The following is a 15,508-nucleotide window of genomic DNA, read 5'->3' as shown; positions in this document are numbered from 1 at the left end:
GGCTGACTTGTTGCAGTCACTTGAGACATCCATTCGCGATCTGCGCAAAGCAGCGGAAGAACTGCGCAGGCAGATCGGTGCCGGGGAGGATGCAGATCTTGCTGGTGCAGGCAAGCAACTGGGACAGCTTGAGGGGCTGATCCGAAGTTGCCAAAAAGTGGAGACAAGCTTTGTCGAACAACATCACAGACAAGCCGGAATTGCCCAAGGGGGCTACGCGCTCGACCTTGATCGGGCACGATCTGAGATCGGGTGCAGGCTGGCTCGCCTCCGCGCCTGCTGCGGTGCAGGACAGATTTCTGAGTGAGATCGGGGAGGGGGGGCTGTGTGCCCTCCCTTTCCTGTTTGAGTTCTGGGCTCTGCCGCATCAGTTGCCGCCCGAGGGCGATTGGCGGTCATGGGTGATCATTGGGGGGCGTGGCGCTGGTAAGACGCGGGCCGGGGCCGAGTGGGTTCGGTCGATGGTTGAGGGGTCTTTGCCGTTGGACACGGGCAAGGCGCGCCGGGTGGCTCTGCTTGGCGAGACGTTTGATCAGGTGCGCGACGTGATGATCTTTGGCGATAGTGGGATATTGCAGTGCTCACCACCGGATCGTCGACCTATTTGGAAGGCGTCAGAGCGAAAACTAGTCTGGCCAAATGGGGCCGAGGCGCAGGCGTTTTCGGCGCACGACCCTGAGGGGTTGCGCGGCCCTCAGTTCGATGCGGCCTGGGTGGATGAGCTGGCTAAGTGGAAAAAGGCGGGCGAGACCTGGGACATGTTGCAATTTGCGCTGCGGCTGGGGGATCAGCCTCGGGTCTGCGTGACGACCACCCCGCGCAATGTGAAAGTGCTAAAGGATTTGCTGGCGTCGCCCTCCACCGTGCAGACCCATGCGCCTACCGAGGCGAACCGGGCCAATCTGGCGGGGTCGTTTTTGGAGGAAGTGCGCGCGCGTTATGCGGGCACACGGTTGGGGCGGCAGGAGTTGGACGGTGTGCTACTGTCGGATGCTGAAGGGGCGCTGTGGACCGGATCGATGCTGGAGGCGGCGCGCTGTGCACAGGTGGCCGAGCTGGACCGCATCGTGGTGGCGCTGGACCCGGCGGTGACGGCGGGGGCGGATGCGGATGCTTGCGGGATCGTCATCGTTGGAGCGTGTTTGCAAGGGCCGCCCGAAGAGTGGCGCGCCTTTGTGCTGGCCGACCGGACGGTGCAGGGCGTCGGCCCGGCGGGCTGGGCGCAGGCGGCGATTGATGCGATGGATGAATTTGGGGCCGAACGGCTGGTGGCTGAGGTCAATCAGGGTGGCCAGCTGGTGGAAGAGGTCGTGCGGCAGGTGGACCCTCTGGTCCCGTACCGCGCGGTGCGGGCGTCACGCGGTAAGGTCGCGCGGGCCGAGCCTGTGGCGGCTTTGTACGAACAGGGGCGGGTGGCCCATGTGGCCGGGTTGGACGCGCTGGAGGAGCAGATGTGCCAGATGACCGCGCGGGGGTTCGAGGGTCAGGGCTCACCCGACCGGGTCGACGCACTGGTCTGGGCGTTGCATGAGTTGGTTGTGGGGCCTGCGGGGGCGTATCGGCGGCCGAGGGTGCGGGCGTTGTGAGAGTAAGGGCATGAAATCCACACTTTTGAGGTGGCTTGAGGACTGTTAGGCTACCTTCATCTACAAGGTGTTTGTTTCGACACGTAAACAGATTTTGATTTAACTGGGTTTGGCAATCTTGAGTTTTGATCTTAAAAATCAAATTGAAACAAGATCTTATAGTTCCTTCTCGTAAGTCCACTGAGGCGTCCATGAAGAAAAAATTGTATTTGTTGGCAATTAGTGCGGGCATACTTTTCTTTTTTCTCGCCCTCTATTTCCTCGGCCACGCGATGTGGGACTACCACGATGACGTCAATAATTCTGGTCTAGCCTACAAGTTCTTCGCGGCAAAAGTTTGCGCATTTATTGCCTTGTTGCTCATGACATCAGCCTTGTTCAGCTTTACTGAAAAGATTGTTTTTGCACCGCTTATAATCTTAATAGTCGGGGCAATGGTGCTGCTAGTCGGCTATCATGTGGTCAAAGACGAACCTTGGCGGTTCCAGCATATTGGCAGCGAAGGATACAGAGTCCCTCGGGCATATGCCGCCGGCTTGGACTATGGGCCGCCGGGGGGTGGGTTGCAGGCAGTATATTGCGCCAATACCTTTAGCGGGGCCCGGAGACCGGGTGGCAAAAGATGCGAGCGTCAGTTTTTTCATGTCGCGCATGCGAGTTCTCCCTTTTATCGAGAGCTCAGCCAGCAACGTGAAGTTTCGTGTACAACATACAGCGATGGGGAAAGGTGTCGCGTCAGAACCGACACCGAGCTTGGCCAGCTCAACTACGCAATCAAATCCCAATTTATCACCCTCGAGGACGCCGAAGAACTTGAACGCCGTTTGCTAAATCTATTGCGCGACTGGCGGATCGAAGGTGAAGTTAGCAATACACAAAATTGATGCTCGCGATCCGTTGCCCAACCCCCGTACGCCCCATTCCCAAGGCTTAAACTTCTTTCCGTCATAACTCTTTTCAACAAGCCGGGCAGAGCGGCGGCAGAAAGGAGCACAGATGGTATTCGATTTCTTGCGTCGTGGATCGGCTGATGAGGCGCCCGAGGCGAAGGCGAGCGCGGCGGGGCCTGTGGTGGCGTGGCAGACGGGTGGGCGCGTGGCGTGGAGCCCGCGGGATGCGGTGTCACTGACGCGGACGGGGTTTTCGGGGAACCCGGTGGGGTTTCGCTCGGTCAAACTGATTGCCGAGGCGGCGGCGGCGTTGCCGTTGGTGCTGCAGGATCAGGCGCAGCGCTTTGATGTGCATCCGATCCTGTCGTTGATGCGGCGTCCGAATGCAGCGCAGGGGCGGGCAGAGTTGATGGAGGCCTTGTTCGGGCAGTTGTTGCTGTCGGGCAATGCCTATGTCGAGGCGGTGCAGGCCGAAGATGGTTTGCCGGTTGAACTGCACGTCTTGCGCTCGGATCGGATGAGCGTTGTGCCGGGGGCGGATGGGTGGCCCAAGGCGTATGATTATGCGGTCGGTGGCAAGAAGCACCGGTTTGCGGCGGAAAATATATGTCATATCAAATCGTTCCATCCGCAAGATGATCACTACGGGTTCTCGCCGATGCAGGCTGCGGCGATGGCGATTGATGTGCACAACAGCGCGTCTCGGTGGTCAAAATCGCTGCTCGACAATGCAGCGCGACCTTCGGGGGCGCTGGTTTGGAAGGGCGGTGATGGCCAAGGGGTGATGGCCGAGGATCAGTTCCGGCGTCTTTCCGATGAGATCGAGCAGAACTATCGCGGGGCGCGCAATGCTGGTCGTCCGATGGTTCTGGAGGGGGGCCTGGATTGGAAGCCGATGGGCTTTTCGCCCTCGGACATGGAGTTTCAGAAAACTAAAGAAGCCGCCGCCCGCGAGATCGCGCTGGCCTTTGGGGTCCCGCCGATGTTGCTGGGGATCCAGGGCGATGCGACCTATTCGAACTATCAGGAGGCCAACCGGGCGTTTTACCGCCTGACCGTGCTGCCCCTGGTGACGCGGGTGGCGGCGGCGGTGTCGGCGTGGTTGGCCGGCTTTACCGGCGAAGAGCTTATGCTGAAGCCCGATCTGGATCAGGTTCCAGCGTTGTCCGCCGAGCGGGATGCGCTTTGGTCGCGGGTCAATGGGGCTGAGTTCCTGACTGACGCAGAAAAGCGTGCTTTGCTGGGGCTGCCGGAGCGTGCGGATGGCTGAAGGATATCCGCCATTCGATTGCGCGCCAGGCTTGCGGCTGGCCGCGCATGAGCGGGTGGCCGAGATTCAGCATGCGCATTTGTGCCAGCGGCTGGATCAGATCGAAGAGATGATGGAGCGGCTGGAGAGGCGGTTGTGGTTGACGGTGTATGGCGTGGCAACGGTGATCCTAGCGCAGGCGTTTCAGTCATTCCTTTCAGTAACGCCATGAATTCAGCAAGTTACATGGAGAAGTTTATGGAATTGGAGCATAAGTTCGCACGGTTCGGAGAGGGTCTTTCGGTGACCGAGGACGCGGTGATCGAAGGTTATGCCAGCCTGTTTGGCCAGATAGATCAGGGCAGTGACGTGGTGCAGAAAGGTGCGTATCGCGGTTCCCTTGAGGGGCTGGCTACAGCGGGCCAAAGGGTCAAGATGCTGTGGCAGCACGATCCGGCGCAACCCATCGGGGTTTGGGACGAGGTGCGCGAGGACGACCGGGGCCTGTGGGTCAAGGGACGTCTGCTGGAAAGCACTCAGAAAGGTCGCGAGGCGGCCGAGTTGATCCGGGCGGGCGCAATGGATGGCCTGTCGATTGGCTATCGTACCAAGCGCGCCGTGAAGAATGACAAGGGCCAGCGGGTCCTGACCGAACTGGAGCTGTGGGAGGTGTCGCTGGTGACGTTCCCGATGCTGCCCAGTGCGCGGGTGGCGGCAAAGGGGGTGGACCCCGAGGCCGAGAACACCTGGCGCAGTATTGCCGAGGTGTTTGATCACGCCCGGCAGGAGCTGGCGCGAACCTAGCGCGCCGAAACCTCACCCCCAAAAAGGAAGTGCTGATGAGCAAGACCGAAACCCCGGCCTTGACCGGAGAGGGTGTGCCCCTGGTTCAGGAGGTGAAGCAGGCGATGACTGGCTTCGTGAACGAATTCAAGGGCCTGAAGGCTGAAGTTAAAACCAAATTGCAACAGACAGAAGAGCGACTGACCATGCTGGATCGTAAATCAACCATCGCGGCACGCCCGCATCTTGCGGCCTCAATCGAGGACGGCGCACCGCATCAGAAGGCCTTTGATGCCTATGTGCGCTCGGGTGAGGATGACGGCCTGCGTGGGCTTGAGATGGAGGTGAAATCGCTCTCGAGCGCTGTGAACAGTGACGGTGGGTACCTGATTGACCCGCAAACCGCCGAGATCATCAAATCGGTGCTGAAATCTACGGCCTCTATCCGCTCGATTGCTTCGATCGTAAATGTCGAGGCGAACTCGTTCGATGTTTTGATCGACCACACGGATGTCGGTGCGGGCTGGGCGGATGAAAATGCTGCGGCGAGCGAAACCAGCACCCCGTCGATTGACCGGATCTCGATCCCGCTGCACGAGCTGAGCGCACTGCCCAAAGCCTCGCAGCGACTGCTGGATGACAGCGCGTTCGATGTCGAGGGTTGGCTGGCCGGTCGTATCGCGGACAAGTTTGCACGCGCTGAGGCCTCGGCCTTTATCAACGGCGACGGTGCGGACAAACCCAAGGGTATTCTGAACCACGCCAAGGTCGACAACGATGTCTGGGATTGGGGTAACATTGGTTATATCCCCACCGGCATCGATGGCGGTGTCGAGGCGGATGCCATTGTGGACGTGGTTTATGCGCTGGGTGCGCAGTACCGGGTCAACGGGACCTTCGTGATGAACTCGAAAACTGCTGGTCTGATCCGCAAGCTGAAAGACAGCGATGGCCGCTTCTTGTGGTCGGACGGTCTGGCTGCTGGTGAACCGGCGCGGCTGATGGGGTATCCGGTGCTGATCGCCGAAGATATGCCGGATGCGGGAACCGACAGCTTTTCGATTGCTTTCGGTGACTTCCAGGCGGGCTATACCATCGCCGAGCGTCCGGACCTGCGCGTATTGCGCGATCCCTTCAGCGCCAAACCGCATGTTCTGTTCTATGCGACCAAGCGCGTCGGCGGCGATGTCAGCGACTTTGCTGCGATCAAACTCGTGAAATTCGGCACCGCCTAAAGCGGGCTGAATCCCGGGGGGCCTTCGCCCCTCGGGGCGGCGGGCGCGGGTCGGGGCGAGACCCCTGCGTTGTCTAGCTGCTCCCCTCCGTCCGAGCAACGTGGGGCGGCGCGTGCCCGTCAATTCCTGAAGTTACGGCCCCGGAGGGGTCCGAGATTGCGGAGTGAATGGATGATGTTGATCGAAGAAACCGCCATCGCGGATGCGGCGCTGCCGGTGGATCAGTTCAAGGCGCATTTGAGGCTGGGAACAGGCTTTACTGGTGCCAGCGTGCAGGATGAAGTGCTCAAGGGCTTCTTAAGGGCGGCGATTGCTGCGATTGAGGCGCGTACCGGGAAGGTACTTATCAGGCGTGAGTTTTCCTGGAGCCTTAACAGTTGGCGTGACCCTGCGGGCGAAGTGCTGCCTGTGACGCCGATCTCGACCATCAATACGGTCAGTTTGACGGATGCAGCGGGTACTGAAACCGCCGTTTCGTCTGACAGATACAGATTGGATCGCGATAGCCAGCGCCCGCGGATACGCCCTGCCGGGGCTGTCTTGCCCGCTATTTCGACCGGCGGATCCGTGAAGATCGCGTTTATCGCCGGTATTGCCGGGGAATGGCCAAGCTTGCCAGCAGATCTTGGGCAAGCGGTTCTGCTGTTGGCCGCGCATTACTATGAATACCGGGATGAGAACACGTTGGGTGCCGGCTGTATGCCCTTTGGCGTGACCAGCCTGATCCAACGCTATCGTGTGGTTCGTTTTGGTGCAGGGGTGGCCCAATGAAGGCGCCCCGGTTGAACAGAAAACTGGTGCTTGAAGCCTCTATGCGCACCGCTGATGGCGCGGGTGGGTACCTAGAGACATGGGTCGCTTTGGGCTCGGTTTGGGCCGAAGTCACCGCACGCAGCGGGTCAGAGCGCAGTGTTGCAGGTTTGCCGGTTTCGCGTGTTGGCTACCGGATTGTGGTTCGTGGCGCGCCCGAAGGGTCGACCATGCGCCCCTCGCCGGATCAGCGGTTTGCGGAAGGCACACGCCGTTTCGTTATCCGCGCCGTCGCCGAGCGGGACCTGCGCGGCCAGTACTTGATCTGCTTTGCGGATGAGGAGGTGGCGGTATGAGCTATGGCGTTTCAGCCGCGTTGCAGGCGGCAATTTACCAGAAATTGTCGGAAGACACACAGATCAGCACTCTTTCAGGTGGAGCGATCTATGACGCCGTTCCAGCGGGTTCAGTTCCGCAAACCTATGTGACGCTGGGCCCGGAAGAGGTGCGCGATGCCTCGGACCGATCGGGGACCGGTGCCGTCCATCGTTTCACGGTGTCCGTCGTGTCCGAAGCTGCCGGGTTCGGTGCAGCAAAAACGCTGGCGGGGGCAGTTTGTGACGCCCTGGACAGAGCGGGGCTGACCCTGGATCGAGGCCGATTGGTCGGGCTGTGGTTCGAACGTGCCTCGGCCCGTCGGACCGGAACGGGCGGCGCGATCCGCCAGATCGACCTGAAATTCCGCGCCCGCGTGGAAGACGATTAAGTAATCAACGGAGAGAGCAAATGGCTGCCCAGAACGGAAAAGACCTGTTGGTCAAAGTAGATATGAACGGCTCAGGCCTGTTCGAGACCATTGCGGGGCTGCGTGCCACGCGGGTCAGTTTCAACGCGGAAAGTGTCGATGTGACCAGCCTGGAAAGCCAGGGTGGTTGGCGCGAGCTTTTGTCGGGCGCGGGGGTCAAGTCGGCCTCGATCTCGGGCTCGGGCGTATTCAAGGACGCGGGAACGGATGAGCGCGCGCGCCAGCTGTTCTTTGACGGTGAGACGCCTGGTTTTCAGATCATCATCCCGGATTTCGGGATTGTTGCGGGTGCGTTCCAGGTGACCGGCATCGAATATGCGGGCTCTCACAATGGTGAAGCGACCTATGAAATGAGCATGGCAAGCGCCGGTGCTCTGACCTTTACGGTGCTGTAACGATGGCCAATCCGTGGACGGGAGAGGTGGCACTGACCATCGATGGAGAGCAACGGGTGCTGAAGCTGACTTTGGGTGCTTTGGCGGAACTGGAACAGGAACTGGGCACCGGGACATTGGTTGAACTGGTGCAACGGTTCGAAGGTGGCGCCTATTCCAGCGGTGATGTTCTGGCGCTTATCGTCGCCGGGCTGCGGGGGGGCGGGGCCAATGTCACCCGCGCCGACCTGCTGAGTGCCGAGATCGAGGGCGGGCCAATGCACGGTGCTCGTGCCGCGGCCGAACTGTTGGCAAGGGCCTTCATGGTGCCGGGGCAGGCATGAGCGGGTTCGACTGGCCCGCATTGATGCGGGCCGGGTTCCTTAGCCTGCGCCTGACACCGGACCAATTCTGGAGCCTGACCCCGGCCGAGTTGCGGCTGATGCTGGGGCAGGGCGCGGGCATGCCTTCGATGAACAGGATGGGTTTGGATGCGTTGCTGGCGGCCTATCCGGACAAGACAAAAGGAGAGCGTGATGACGGATCGTAACGGGTTGGAAGACCTGCAGGAGCGGGGCGAGGCGCTTGGCGACTCGTTGGGTGATGCGGCATCGATGGCTGCGGCATTTGATGGGCAGATGAAGCGCATCAAAGCAGCCTTTGAGGAAACGGGCAAGGATGTTGCAACGCTGGAGCGTGGCATGTCCGGTGGCCTGCGACGGGCGTTCGATGGCGTCGTGATGGACGGAATGAACCTGTCCGATGCGCTGGACGTGTTGAAGAACTCGATGATCCGCACCGCTTATTCTGCTGCGATCAAACCGGTCACGGATCATTTCGGCGGCCTTCTAGCCAATGGGATCGGAGGTTTTGTGAAGGGCATTCTTCCTTTTGCTGACGGCGGCAGCTTCAGCCAAGGACGGGTGATGCCCTTTGCCAACGGTGGAGTGATCAGCGGTCCAACCACGTTTCCAATGCGTGGCGGCACCGGGGTGATGGGCGAGGCTGGCCCCGAGGCCATTATGCCGCTGGCCCGCAGTACCGATGGGAAGTTGGGCGTGCGCATGTCTGGCGGCGGCTCTGCGGTGAACGTGGTGATGAACATCACGACCCCGGACGTGCAGGGTTTCCGTCGAAGCCAAAGCCAGATCGCGGCCCAGATGAGCCGCGCGCTGGGTCGTGGCAATCGCAATAGGTAGATCAGGGAGCAGACCATGAATTTCCACGAGGTGAGATTTCCGGCCAGCCTGAGTTTTGGTTCGGTCGGTGGGCCCGAGAGGCGCACGGATATTGTGACGCTGGCGAACGGGTTCGAAGAGCGCAATACCCCCTGGGCGCATTCGCGGCGTCGCTATGATGCCGGTCTGGGTATGCGATCCTTGGATGACATCGAAACGTTGATCTCGTTCTTCGAGGCGAGGCAGGGGCAGATGTTTGGATTTCGCTGGAAAGACTGGTCCGATTTCAAATCTGGTGCGGCTACGGGCGAAGTTGCCCAAGGCGACCAGATCATTGCGCAAGGTGATGGCGTAGCGACAGAATTCCAGCTGGTAAAGACCTATTCCTCGGGTGGATTCACTTATGTAAGGCCGGTCGTCAAACCCGTATTGGGAACCGTCCGCGTGGGCGTCGAGCAGGATGAGATGCGTGAAGGTGTCGACTTCGAGGTGGATCTGAACTCGGGGTTGGTCACGTTCTATTCGCCTCCGCCTGAACGGGTTGATATCACCGCCGGTTTTGAATTCGATGTGCCAGTGAGGTTTGACACCGACAAGATCCAGACAAGTGTCGCGAGTTTTCAGGCAGGGGACGTTCCGAACGTGCCAGTGGTCGAGGTGCGTGTCTGATGGCGGGTGACAAACAGGCACTGCAGGCCCATCTGCAGAGTGGTCTGACAACGACCTGTCGGTGTTGGGCGATTACGCGCACAGACGGTGTTCAGTTTGGCTTTACCGACCATGACCTGAAGCTGAGCTTTGAAGGCCTGGACTTCAATGCAAGTTCGGGTCTGACGGCGGCCGCGATCGAGCAGGCAACGGGGCTGTCCATTGATAACTCGGAAGCAATGGGGGCGTTATCGGATGTCGCGGTAACCGAAGAGGATATCGAATCCGGTCGTTTCGACGGGGCCGAGGTGCGGGCATGGCTTGTGAACTGGGCCGATCCATCGCAGCGAATGTTGCAGTTCCGCGGATCAATTGGTGAATTGCGACGGGTAGGTGGGGCTTTTCACGCCGAACTGCGGGGTCTGACAGATAAGTTGAACCGACCTTTGGGCCGGATTTACCAAAAGCCCTGCACAGCCGTGCTGGGCGACAAGGCGTGCGGGTTCAACACCGATACCCCGGGATATTCTGACGAAGCCGAAATCGTCGGTTTGACGGGTGGCAGTATTTTGCAGCTGCGAGGGGCGGAAACTCACCTTGAGACATGGTTCGAACGTGGTCGGCTTGATGTGCTGACAGGCCGTGCGGCTGGGCTGTGGGGGGCGGTCAAGAAGGACCAAAAGACCGACACAGGTCGATCGGTCGTTCTGTGGTCTGCAATCAGCGGAGGATTGGCCGAGGGCGACAGGGTGAGGCTGACCGCAGGTTGCGACAAGCGCATGACGACTTGCCGCTTGAAGTTCAATAATATCACGAATTTTCAGGGCTTTCCTGACCCGCCTTCCGAAGATTGGGTGATGGCGGTTCCCAAGAAAAACGGGGCAAACAGGGGGGGCAGCAGACGATGATCCCGACAAAGCAAAGCATTGTTGATGAGGCCAGAAGCTGGCTAGGCACCCCCTATGTCCATCAGGCGTCTGTAAGAGGCACCGGAACGGACTGTCTGGGACTACTGCGTGGCGTATGGCGCGCTGTGCTCGGGCACGAACCTGAGGCCGTCCCAATCTATAGCATGGATTGGTCTGAACCACAGGGCGAAGAGCGTATGTGGGCCGCAGCACGCCGCCATCTCATCGAGAAAGATCCGGCATGGTTTTCGGTCGGAGACGTGTTGCTGTTTCGTATGCGGGAAAGTGGCGTTGCCAAGCATTTGGGAATTGTCAGCACCTGTCGAGACATCCCTCGGTTCATTCACGCTTATTCCGGACATGGCGTTGTAGAAAGCGCCCTAAGCGACCCGTGGCGACGGCGGGTTGTTTCTTGTTTTGAGTTCCCCACGGAGGATATCTAGATGGCGACGATATTACTGTCTGCGGCGGGTGCCGCTGTTGGCGGGGCCATTGGCGGGACGGTTGCGGGGCTGTCCACGGCAGTTATCGGCCGTGCCATTGGTGCCACTCTTGGGCGTGTCATCGACCAGCGTTTGATGAGCCAGTCGGTCATGGGCAGCGGCAGCGAAGTTGTAGAAACGGGCCGATTGGACCGTTTTCGCCTTACTCAGACGGGCGAGGGCGCCGCTGTCGCCAACATCTTTGGTCGGATGCGTGTCGGGGGGCAGGTTATCTGGGCTTCGGATTTTCTGGAAACCCGCAGCACCAGCTCTACCACGCAATCGGTTGGGGGTGGCAAGGGATCCCCCAAGCAGCCCGAGGTTACAACGACCACCAACAGCTACAGCTATTCAGTTTCATTAGCGGTCGCGTTGGGCGCGGGGCAAATATCTGACGTGCCGCGTGTCTGGGCGGATGGCGAAGAGATTGAGCGCAGCAGTTTGAATATGCGCGTCTATCCTGGCACCGACGATCAGCTGCCCGATCCGTTGATCGAAGCAATCGAAGGTACTGGAAATGTCCCGGCCTATCGTGGCACCGCCTATATTGTGATCGAAGATTTGAAGCTGGGCGCTTTTGGAAACCGCGTCCCGCAGTTCTCGTTCGAGGTCGTGCGGCAAGAGCAGCCTGGTTTGCCTGATACCGAAAATTCCCTGTCACGTATTGTACGAGGCGTGGCGCTAATGCCTGGGACCGGTGAATATGCATTGGCGTCCCAGCAGGTGAATTACACAAAAGGCCGCGGCCGCAGTTGGGCGGCCAATGTGAATTCGACCTCTGGTTTGCCTGATCTCGTGACGTCCACACAAGCCTTGAAAAGTGAACTTCCGGGCTGTGAAGCCGCCTCTTTGGTTGTGTCCTGGTTCGGAAGTGATCTGCGATGCGGTCAATGCAAGATACAACCAAAGGTTCTGCAAAATGGTATCGAGGGCAAAAATATGCCCTGGGGTGTCGCGGGGCTGACAAGGGCAACCGCCCAGATCGTTCGTCAGGAAAATAACGAGCCCGTCTATGGCGCGACACCAGCGGACGCGTCGGTCATTCAAGCGATCCAACACCTTAAGCAAGAGGGGAAGCGGGTCATGTTCTACCCGTTTATCCTGATGGATCAGATCGGTGGAAACGGATTGCCCGACCCGTGGTCTGATGCCAGCGATCAGCCGCACCTTCCCTGGCGCGGTCGCATCACTCTGAGTGTTGCGCCTGGGCGGGACGGGTCTCCGGACCAGATGGCTGAGGCCAATGTTCAGGTGTCCGATTTCTTTGGTCAGGCGCGAGCGGATGATTTTGTCATCGGAAACGGCACGGTTTCCTATTCTGGCCCGCAGGAATGGGGGTTGTGCCGATTTATTCTTCACTACGCTGCCTTGTGTAAGGCGGCAGGTGGGGTGGACTCCTTCTGTATCAGTTCGGAAATGCGTGGTCTTACCCAGATTCGTGGCCTAAACGGATTTCCGGCCGTTGAGCAGCTGCGCGTTTTGGCAGGGCAAGTGCGTAGTATTCTGGGGCCAGACACAAAGATCGGTTATGCGGCGGATTGGAGCGAGTATTTCGGCTACCAGCCAAATGATGGCAGTGGGGATCGCTACTTCCACCTCGATCCGCTTTGGGCGGATGACAACATAGATTTCGTCGGTATCGACAATTACATGCCTCTGTCCGACTGGCGGGACGGTGAAGATCACGTGGATGCGGATGCCGGCGCAAAATCCATCTACGATCTTTCCTATCTGCGTGGGAACATCGAAGGTGGCGAAGGCTATGACTGGTATTATGCCTCGCCCGAAGAAGAGGCGGCACAAATCCGTACGCCGATCGAAGATGGTTCACATAACGAGCCGTGGATCTGGCGATATAAGGACGTTCGCAACTGGTGGTCACAACCGCATCACGAGCGAATCAATGGTGTGCGTAGCGACAACCCGACTGACTGGTTGCCAGAGTCCAAGCCCATCTGGTTCACTGAGCTCGGTTGTGCGGCAGTAGACAAAGGCACCAACCAGCCCAACAAGTTTCTAGACCCTAAATCTTCAGAATCCGGGTTGCCGAAATATTCAAACGGGCTTCGGGACGACTTTCTGCAGACGCAATACCTCAGGGCGGTTCTTGGCTATTGGTCGGACGCAGATATCAATCCAGTTTCATCCAGCTATGGCGGCCCGATGGTGGACGTGTCCAATGCCTATGTCTGGGCGTGGGATGCGCGGCCCTATCCGACCTTTCCAAACCTGCGCAGCCAGTGGAGCGATGGGGCCAACTATGCCCGCGGCCATTGGCTTAATGGGCGTTCCGGCTCACGAACGCTGGCCTCTGTTGTAACCGAGCTTTGCCATGCTGCCGGTGTTACCGAGATTGATGTCTCGGGCCTTTACGGTTCCGTTCAGGGCTATGCGGTTGAACAGGTTTCGGATGCCCGTTCGGCATTGCAACCGCTCATGCTGCGGTATGGTTTCGATGCGCTTGAACGCGAAGGAAAGCTGATCTTTCAGATGCGGGATGGCGCACGTGCCCTGACCCTGAATGAAGAGCAGTTGGCCATCACTTCGGACATTGACGGACACGTGGAATATCGTCGCGAGGCTGAGGCGGAAATCTCTGGCCGTGTCAGGCTGCGCTTTGTTCAGTCTGATGCTGACCATGAAATAGTCTCGGAAGAGGCTGTGTTGCCTGATGATGAAACCCATTCGGTATCGGTAAATGAGATGCCGTTGTCCATGACGCGGGCCGAGGGGCGTCAAACGGTGGAACGTTGGCTGAGTGAGGCGCGTGTCTCGCGTGAAACGGCTAGGTTTGCATTACCGCCTTCGCTTTTGAATGTCGGGGCAGGGGATGTTGTGCGGCTTGTCAGTGGTGGGCAGGAAGCGCGCTATCGCATTGACAGGCTTGAACAGGCCGAAATGCAACTGGCCGAGGCTGTCAGGATCGAGCCCGGCGTTTACACACCGCCAGATGCCCCCGCTGATGAAGTTACAGCGAAGCCATTTGTCGCTCCGGTGCCGGTGCTGCCGGTATTCTTGGACCTGCCTCTGATCACCGGTTCCGAAGTGCCGCATGCGCCATATCTTGCGGCTGCAGCAGACCCTTGGCCAGGAAGCGTTGCGGTGTATGCCGCATTAAGCGATGAGGATTACGCGTTGCAACAGGTGATAACAGGGCAGGCCATAATAGGCTTCACCGCAAGCCCGATGCGAAGGGCCAGTACCGGACTTTGGGATGAAGGCGATGCCTTACGTGTCAATCTTGTAGATGGCGTCCTGGAGTCCCGTCCACGGTCTGCCTTGTTAAACGGCGCAAATCTTGCAGCGATTGGCGACGGAACGCCCGGCAATTGGGAGGTGTTCCAGTTCGCGGATGCTGCTCTGCAAGAGGAAGGTGTCTATACCCTATCTGGCCGGTTGCGCGGCCAGCTGGGGACAGATGCAATCATGCCCGATCTCTGGCCCGAAGGATCAATGTTCGTGTTGTTGGACGAACGTGTCTTCCAGACAGGGTTGTTGCGGTCGGAACGTGGCCTGACCAAACATTACCGTATCGGCCCTGCAACCAGAGGGTACGAAGATCCCTCTTACGAGCATCTGGTCGAGGCCTTTGAAGGCAATGGTTTGCGGCCCTATGCCCCTTCTCATCTTCGCGTGCAGCAATCCAGCTCGAGGGACGTGTTCTCATGGGTGCGGCGGACACGTCTGGATGGCGATGACTGGTCCGGGCTGGATGTGCCGTTGAATGAAGAAACCGAAGCCTACCTTGTTCAGGTCCGGCAGAACGGTAGCCTGATTCGGGAACAGGTCGTTGCCCAGCCGGATTGGAATTACACGTCGTCCATGAAGGCCGGTGACGCTGCAACTGGGTCTTATGAGGTGTCGGTTTCGCAGATATCTGCGGCTTACGGACCTGGATTGCCTGTCAGGCTGCAGGTCGGATAGGCGCGGTGCGGCCCGTATTGCACGGAGATGTCAGCACGGCGGCGCGTGTTTTGTTGAACGCGCCGCCCGATCAGCGTGACCGTTTATGCCGACGTATGATTGCCGAAGCTGAAACGGCTGATGGCCATGTAAGTAAAACAGGGCGGCTACACCCGTTGTTCGGCAACGGTTCGTTAATGGCTGCGGCCCGAAACCGGCGCCTTGCCGCCGAACCCTCATTCGATGATCTGCAGTATTGCCGGTGTTTTGAGACGGTGCTGCGTCATTTGATCCGGTTCCGCATCAACCAGAAGCACAGCTGACACATCTGGTTGCGGCGAGGTCCAATTCCAGTCGGCCATTTGGAATCGGCTCGCCGCAATCTTCGCAGAATCCGTATTCTCGACTTTCAATCCGCTTCAGCGCGGCCAAAAGGCGTCGGTATTCCAGGTCCCGATTGACTTGGTGCGCCTTGGCCATGGCCTGGTTCTGTAGCGCATCCATCCGGCTCAGACGACCGATAGATTGTTGATCCAGTTCAACAACAGATTGCGCATCTTTCCCGGCCTGCGACTGGCGCGCCAATTCGTCCAGCCTGACAAGGATTTTCTCGTTGATTTGCTTCAGGTCAGCCTCATTCATTTTCGTTGCTTTGCCGATCACGGGTTTGCGTTTGGCGTTTTAGCCACTAAATGGCATTCTAGGCGCAGCAAAGGA

19 protein-coding genes are annotated in these 15,508 nt (G+C 59.0%); 18 read left to right on the top strand and 1 reads right to left on the bottom strand.

Translation table 11 applies throughout. The features are described 5' to 3' along the window. Positions 1 to 299: 299 nt before the first annotated feature. From AC2FH6_RS04115 to AC2FH6_RS04030, 18 genes are all read left to right on the top strand, one after another. Entirely contained in the window at positions 300 to 1,586 is a 1,287-nt protein-coding gene (locus tag AC2FH6_RS04115; protein WP_496701516.1) for a DNA-packaging protein, read from the top strand. Between the two features lie 191 nt (positions 1,587 to 1,777). Then, positions 1,778 to 2,470 carry a hypothetical protein gene (locus AC2FH6_RS04110; protein ID WP_496701312.1) on the top strand — a complete coding sequence of 231 codons (693 nt, stop codon included), beginning with the start codon at positions 1,778 to 1,780 and terminating at the stop codon, positions 2,468 to 2,470. 112 nt (positions 2,471 to 2,582) lie between these two features. Beyond that, complete coding sequence (locus tag AC2FH6_RS04105) at positions 2,583 to 3,746, top strand: phage portal protein (RefSeq protein WP_496701310.1); 1,164 nt, start codon at positions 2,583 to 2,585, stop codon at positions 3,744 to 3,746. Continuing rightward, positions 3,739 to 3,957: a GTA head formation protein, RCAP_rcc01685 family gene (locus AC2FH6_RS04100; RefSeq protein WP_496701309.1), complete on the top strand. Its 219-nt coding sequence runs from the start codon at positions 3,739 to 3,741 to the stop codon at positions 3,955 to 3,957. The genes AC2FH6_RS04105 and AC2FH6_RS04100 overlap by 8 nt, the downstream gene beginning before the upstream one ends. Positions 3,958 to 3,983: 26 nt before the next feature. Next, a complete protein-coding gene (locus AC2FH6_RS04095; RefSeq protein ID WP_496701307.1) occupies positions 3,984 to 4,529 on the top strand; it encodes an HK97 family phage prohead protease in 546 nt (181 codons plus the stop codon). 35 nt (positions 4,530 to 4,564) lie between these two features. Continuing rightward, positions 4,565 to 5,743 (top strand): phage major capsid protein, encoded by a 1,179-nt coding sequence (locus AC2FH6_RS04090; protein WP_142633179.1) that lies wholly within the window; start codon positions 4,565 to 4,567, stop codon positions 5,741 to 5,743. 171 nt (positions 5,744 to 5,914) lie between these two features. Beyond that, positions 5,915 to 6,514 carry a head-tail connector protein gene (locus tag AC2FH6_RS04085; protein WP_496701305.1) on the top strand — a complete coding sequence of 200 codons (600 nt, stop codon included), beginning with the start codon at positions 5,915 to 5,917 and terminating at the stop codon, positions 6,512 to 6,514. Then, positions 6,511 to 6,849, top strand: a complete 339-nt coding sequence (locus AC2FH6_RS04080; protein WP_496701303.1) for a phage head closure protein — start codon at positions 6,511 to 6,513, stop codon at positions 6,847 to 6,849. The genes AC2FH6_RS04085 and AC2FH6_RS04080 overlap by 4 nt, the downstream gene beginning before the upstream one ends. Continuing rightward, positions 6,846 to 7,259: a DUF3168 domain-containing protein gene (locus AC2FH6_RS04075; protein WP_496701301.1), complete on the top strand. Its 414-nt coding sequence runs from the start codon at positions 6,846 to 6,848 to the stop codon at positions 7,257 to 7,259. The genes AC2FH6_RS04080 and AC2FH6_RS04075 overlap by 4 nt, the downstream gene beginning before the upstream one ends. A gap of 20 nt (positions 7,260 to 7,279) precedes the next feature. Further along, entirely contained in the window at positions 7,280 to 7,693 is a 414-nt protein-coding gene (locus AC2FH6_RS04070) for a phage major tail protein, TP901-1 family (RefSeq protein ID WP_496700534.1), read from the top strand. Positions 7,694 to 7,695: 2 nt separating this feature from the next. Further along, positions 7,696 to 8,016: a gene transfer agent family protein gene (locus AC2FH6_RS04065; RefSeq protein WP_496700533.1), complete on the top strand. Its 321-nt coding sequence runs from the start codon at positions 7,696 to 7,698 to the stop codon at positions 8,014 to 8,016. Then, the gene (locus tag AC2FH6_RS04060; protein ID WP_496700532.1) at positions 8,013 to 8,222 is read left to right on the top strand and encodes a rcc01693 family protein; all 210 of its coding nucleotides are present in this window, start codon (positions 8,013 to 8,015) and stop codon (positions 8,220 to 8,222) included. The genes AC2FH6_RS04065 and AC2FH6_RS04060 overlap by 4 nt, the downstream gene beginning before the upstream one ends. Then, positions 8,209 to 8,871 (top strand): RcGTA-type gene transfer agent tail tape measure protein, encoded by a 663-nt coding sequence (locus AC2FH6_RS04055; RefSeq protein ID WP_496701299.1) that lies wholly within the window; start codon positions 8,209 to 8,211, stop codon positions 8,869 to 8,871. Before AC2FH6_RS04060 ends, AC2FH6_RS04055 begins: the two co-directional genes overlap by 14 nt. Positions 8,872 to 8,886: 15 nt before the next feature. Next, positions 8,887 to 9,519: a DUF2460 domain-containing protein gene (locus AC2FH6_RS04050; protein WP_281971926.1), complete on the top strand. Its 633-nt coding sequence runs from the start codon at positions 8,887 to 8,889 to the stop codon at positions 9,517 to 9,519. Further along, positions 9,519 to 10,406 (top strand): phage/gene transfer agent baseplate hub protein, encoded by an 888-nt coding sequence (locus tag AC2FH6_RS04045; protein WP_496701296.1) that lies wholly within the window; start codon positions 9,519 to 9,521, stop codon positions 10,404 to 10,406. Before AC2FH6_RS04050 ends, AC2FH6_RS04045 begins: the two co-directional genes overlap by 1 nt. Further along, entirely contained in the window at positions 10,403 to 10,849 is a 447-nt protein-coding gene (locus AC2FH6_RS04040; RefSeq protein WP_496700530.1) for a C40 family peptidase, read from the top strand. The genes AC2FH6_RS04045 and AC2FH6_RS04040 overlap by 4 nt, the downstream gene beginning before the upstream one ends. After that, entirely contained in the window at positions 10,850 to 14,812 is a 3,963-nt protein-coding gene (locus AC2FH6_RS04035) for a baseplate multidomain protein megatron (protein WP_496701294.1), read from the top strand. It abuts the gene before it with no gap. Positions 14,813 to 14,817: 5 nt separating this feature from the next. Further along, entirely contained in the window at positions 14,818 to 15,114 is a 297-nt protein-coding gene (locus AC2FH6_RS04030; protein ID WP_496691065.1) for a DUF7742 family protein, read from the top strand. On the opposite strand, the gene AC2FH6_RS04025 is transcribed toward AC2FH6_RS04030, so the two are convergent. After that, positions 15,095 to 15,433 carry a TraR/DksA family transcriptional regulator gene (locus tag AC2FH6_RS04025; protein ID WP_496701292.1) on the bottom strand — a complete coding sequence of 113 codons (339 nt, stop codon included), beginning with the start codon at positions 15,431 to 15,433 and terminating at the stop codon, positions 15,095 to 15,097. The two genes, AC2FH6_RS04030 and AC2FH6_RS04025, sit on opposite strands and share 20 nt — an antisense overlap. Positions 15,434 to 15,508 lie beyond the last annotated feature (75 nt).

The organism is Ruegeria sp. CDSC045 (genome assembly GCF_059610725.1).
This window is presented reverse-complemented; position numbering and strand designations above follow the sequence as displayed.

Bases quoted from the DNA above. Each gene is read 5' to 3' on its own strand.
- AC2FH6_RS04065 (WP_496700533.1), top strand. From the start codon at position 7,696: ATGGCCAATCCGTGGACGGGAGAGGTGGCACTGACCATCGATGGAGAG.
- AC2FH6_RS04110 (WP_496701312.1), top strand. From the start codon at position 1,778: ATGAAGAAAAAATTGTATTTGTTGGCAATTAGTGCGGGCATACTTTTC.
- AC2FH6_RS04045 (WP_496701296.1), top strand. From the start codon at position 9,519: ATGGCGGGTGACAAACAGGCACTGCAGGCCCATCTGCAGAGTGGTCTG.
- AC2FH6_RS04095 (WP_496701307.1), top strand. From the start codon at position 3,984: ATGGAATTGGAGCATAAGTTCGCACGGTTCGGAGAGGGTCTTTCGGTG.
- AC2FH6_RS04105 (WP_496701310.1), top strand. From the start codon at position 2,583: ATGGTATTCGATTTCTTGCGTCGTGGATCGGCTGATGAGGCGCCCGAG.
- AC2FH6_RS04075 (WP_496701301.1), top strand. From the start codon at position 6,846: ATGAGCTATGGCGTTTCAGCCGCGTTGCAGGCGGCAATTTACCAGAAA.
- AC2FH6_RS04080 (WP_496701303.1), top strand. From the start codon at position 6,511: ATGAAGGCGCCCCGGTTGAACAGAAAACTGGTGCTTGAAGCCTCTATG.
- AC2FH6_RS04060 (WP_496700532.1), top strand. From the start codon at position 8,013: ATGAGCGGGTTCGACTGGCCCGCATTGATGCGGGCCGGGTTCCTTAGC.
- AC2FH6_RS04085 (WP_496701305.1), top strand. From the start codon at position 5,915: ATGATGTTGATCGAAGAAACCGCCATCGCGGATGCGGCGCTGCCGGTG.
- AC2FH6_RS04040 (WP_496700530.1), top strand. From the start codon at position 10,403: ATGATCCCGACAAAGCAAAGCATTGTTGATGAGGCCAGAAGCTGGCTA.
- AC2FH6_RS04050 (WP_281971926.1), top strand. From the start codon at position 8,887: ATGAATTTCCACGAGGTGAGATTTCCGGCCAGCCTGAGTTTTGGTTCG.
- AC2FH6_RS04100 (WP_496701309.1), top strand. From the start codon at position 3,739: ATGGCTGAAGGATATCCGCCATTCGATTGCGCGCCAGGCTTGCGGCTG.
- AC2FH6_RS04055 (WP_496701299.1), top strand. From the start codon at position 8,209: ATGACGGATCGTAACGGGTTGGAAGACCTGCAGGAGCGGGGCGAGGCG.
- AC2FH6_RS04090 (WP_142633179.1), top strand. From the start codon at position 4,565: ATGAGCAAGACCGAAACCCCGGCCTTGACCGGAGAGGGTGTGCCCCTG.
- AC2FH6_RS04035 (WP_496701294.1), top strand. From the start codon at position 10,850: ATGGCGACGATATTACTGTCTGCGGCGGGTGCCGCTGTTGGCGGGGCC.
- AC2FH6_RS04070 (WP_496700534.1), top strand. From the start codon at position 7,280: ATGGCTGCCCAGAACGGAAAAGACCTGTTGGTCAAAGTAGATATGAAC.
- AC2FH6_RS04025 (WP_496701292.1), bottom strand. From the start codon at position 15,433: ATGAATGAGGCTGACCTGAAGCAAATCAACGAGAAAATCCTTGTCAGG.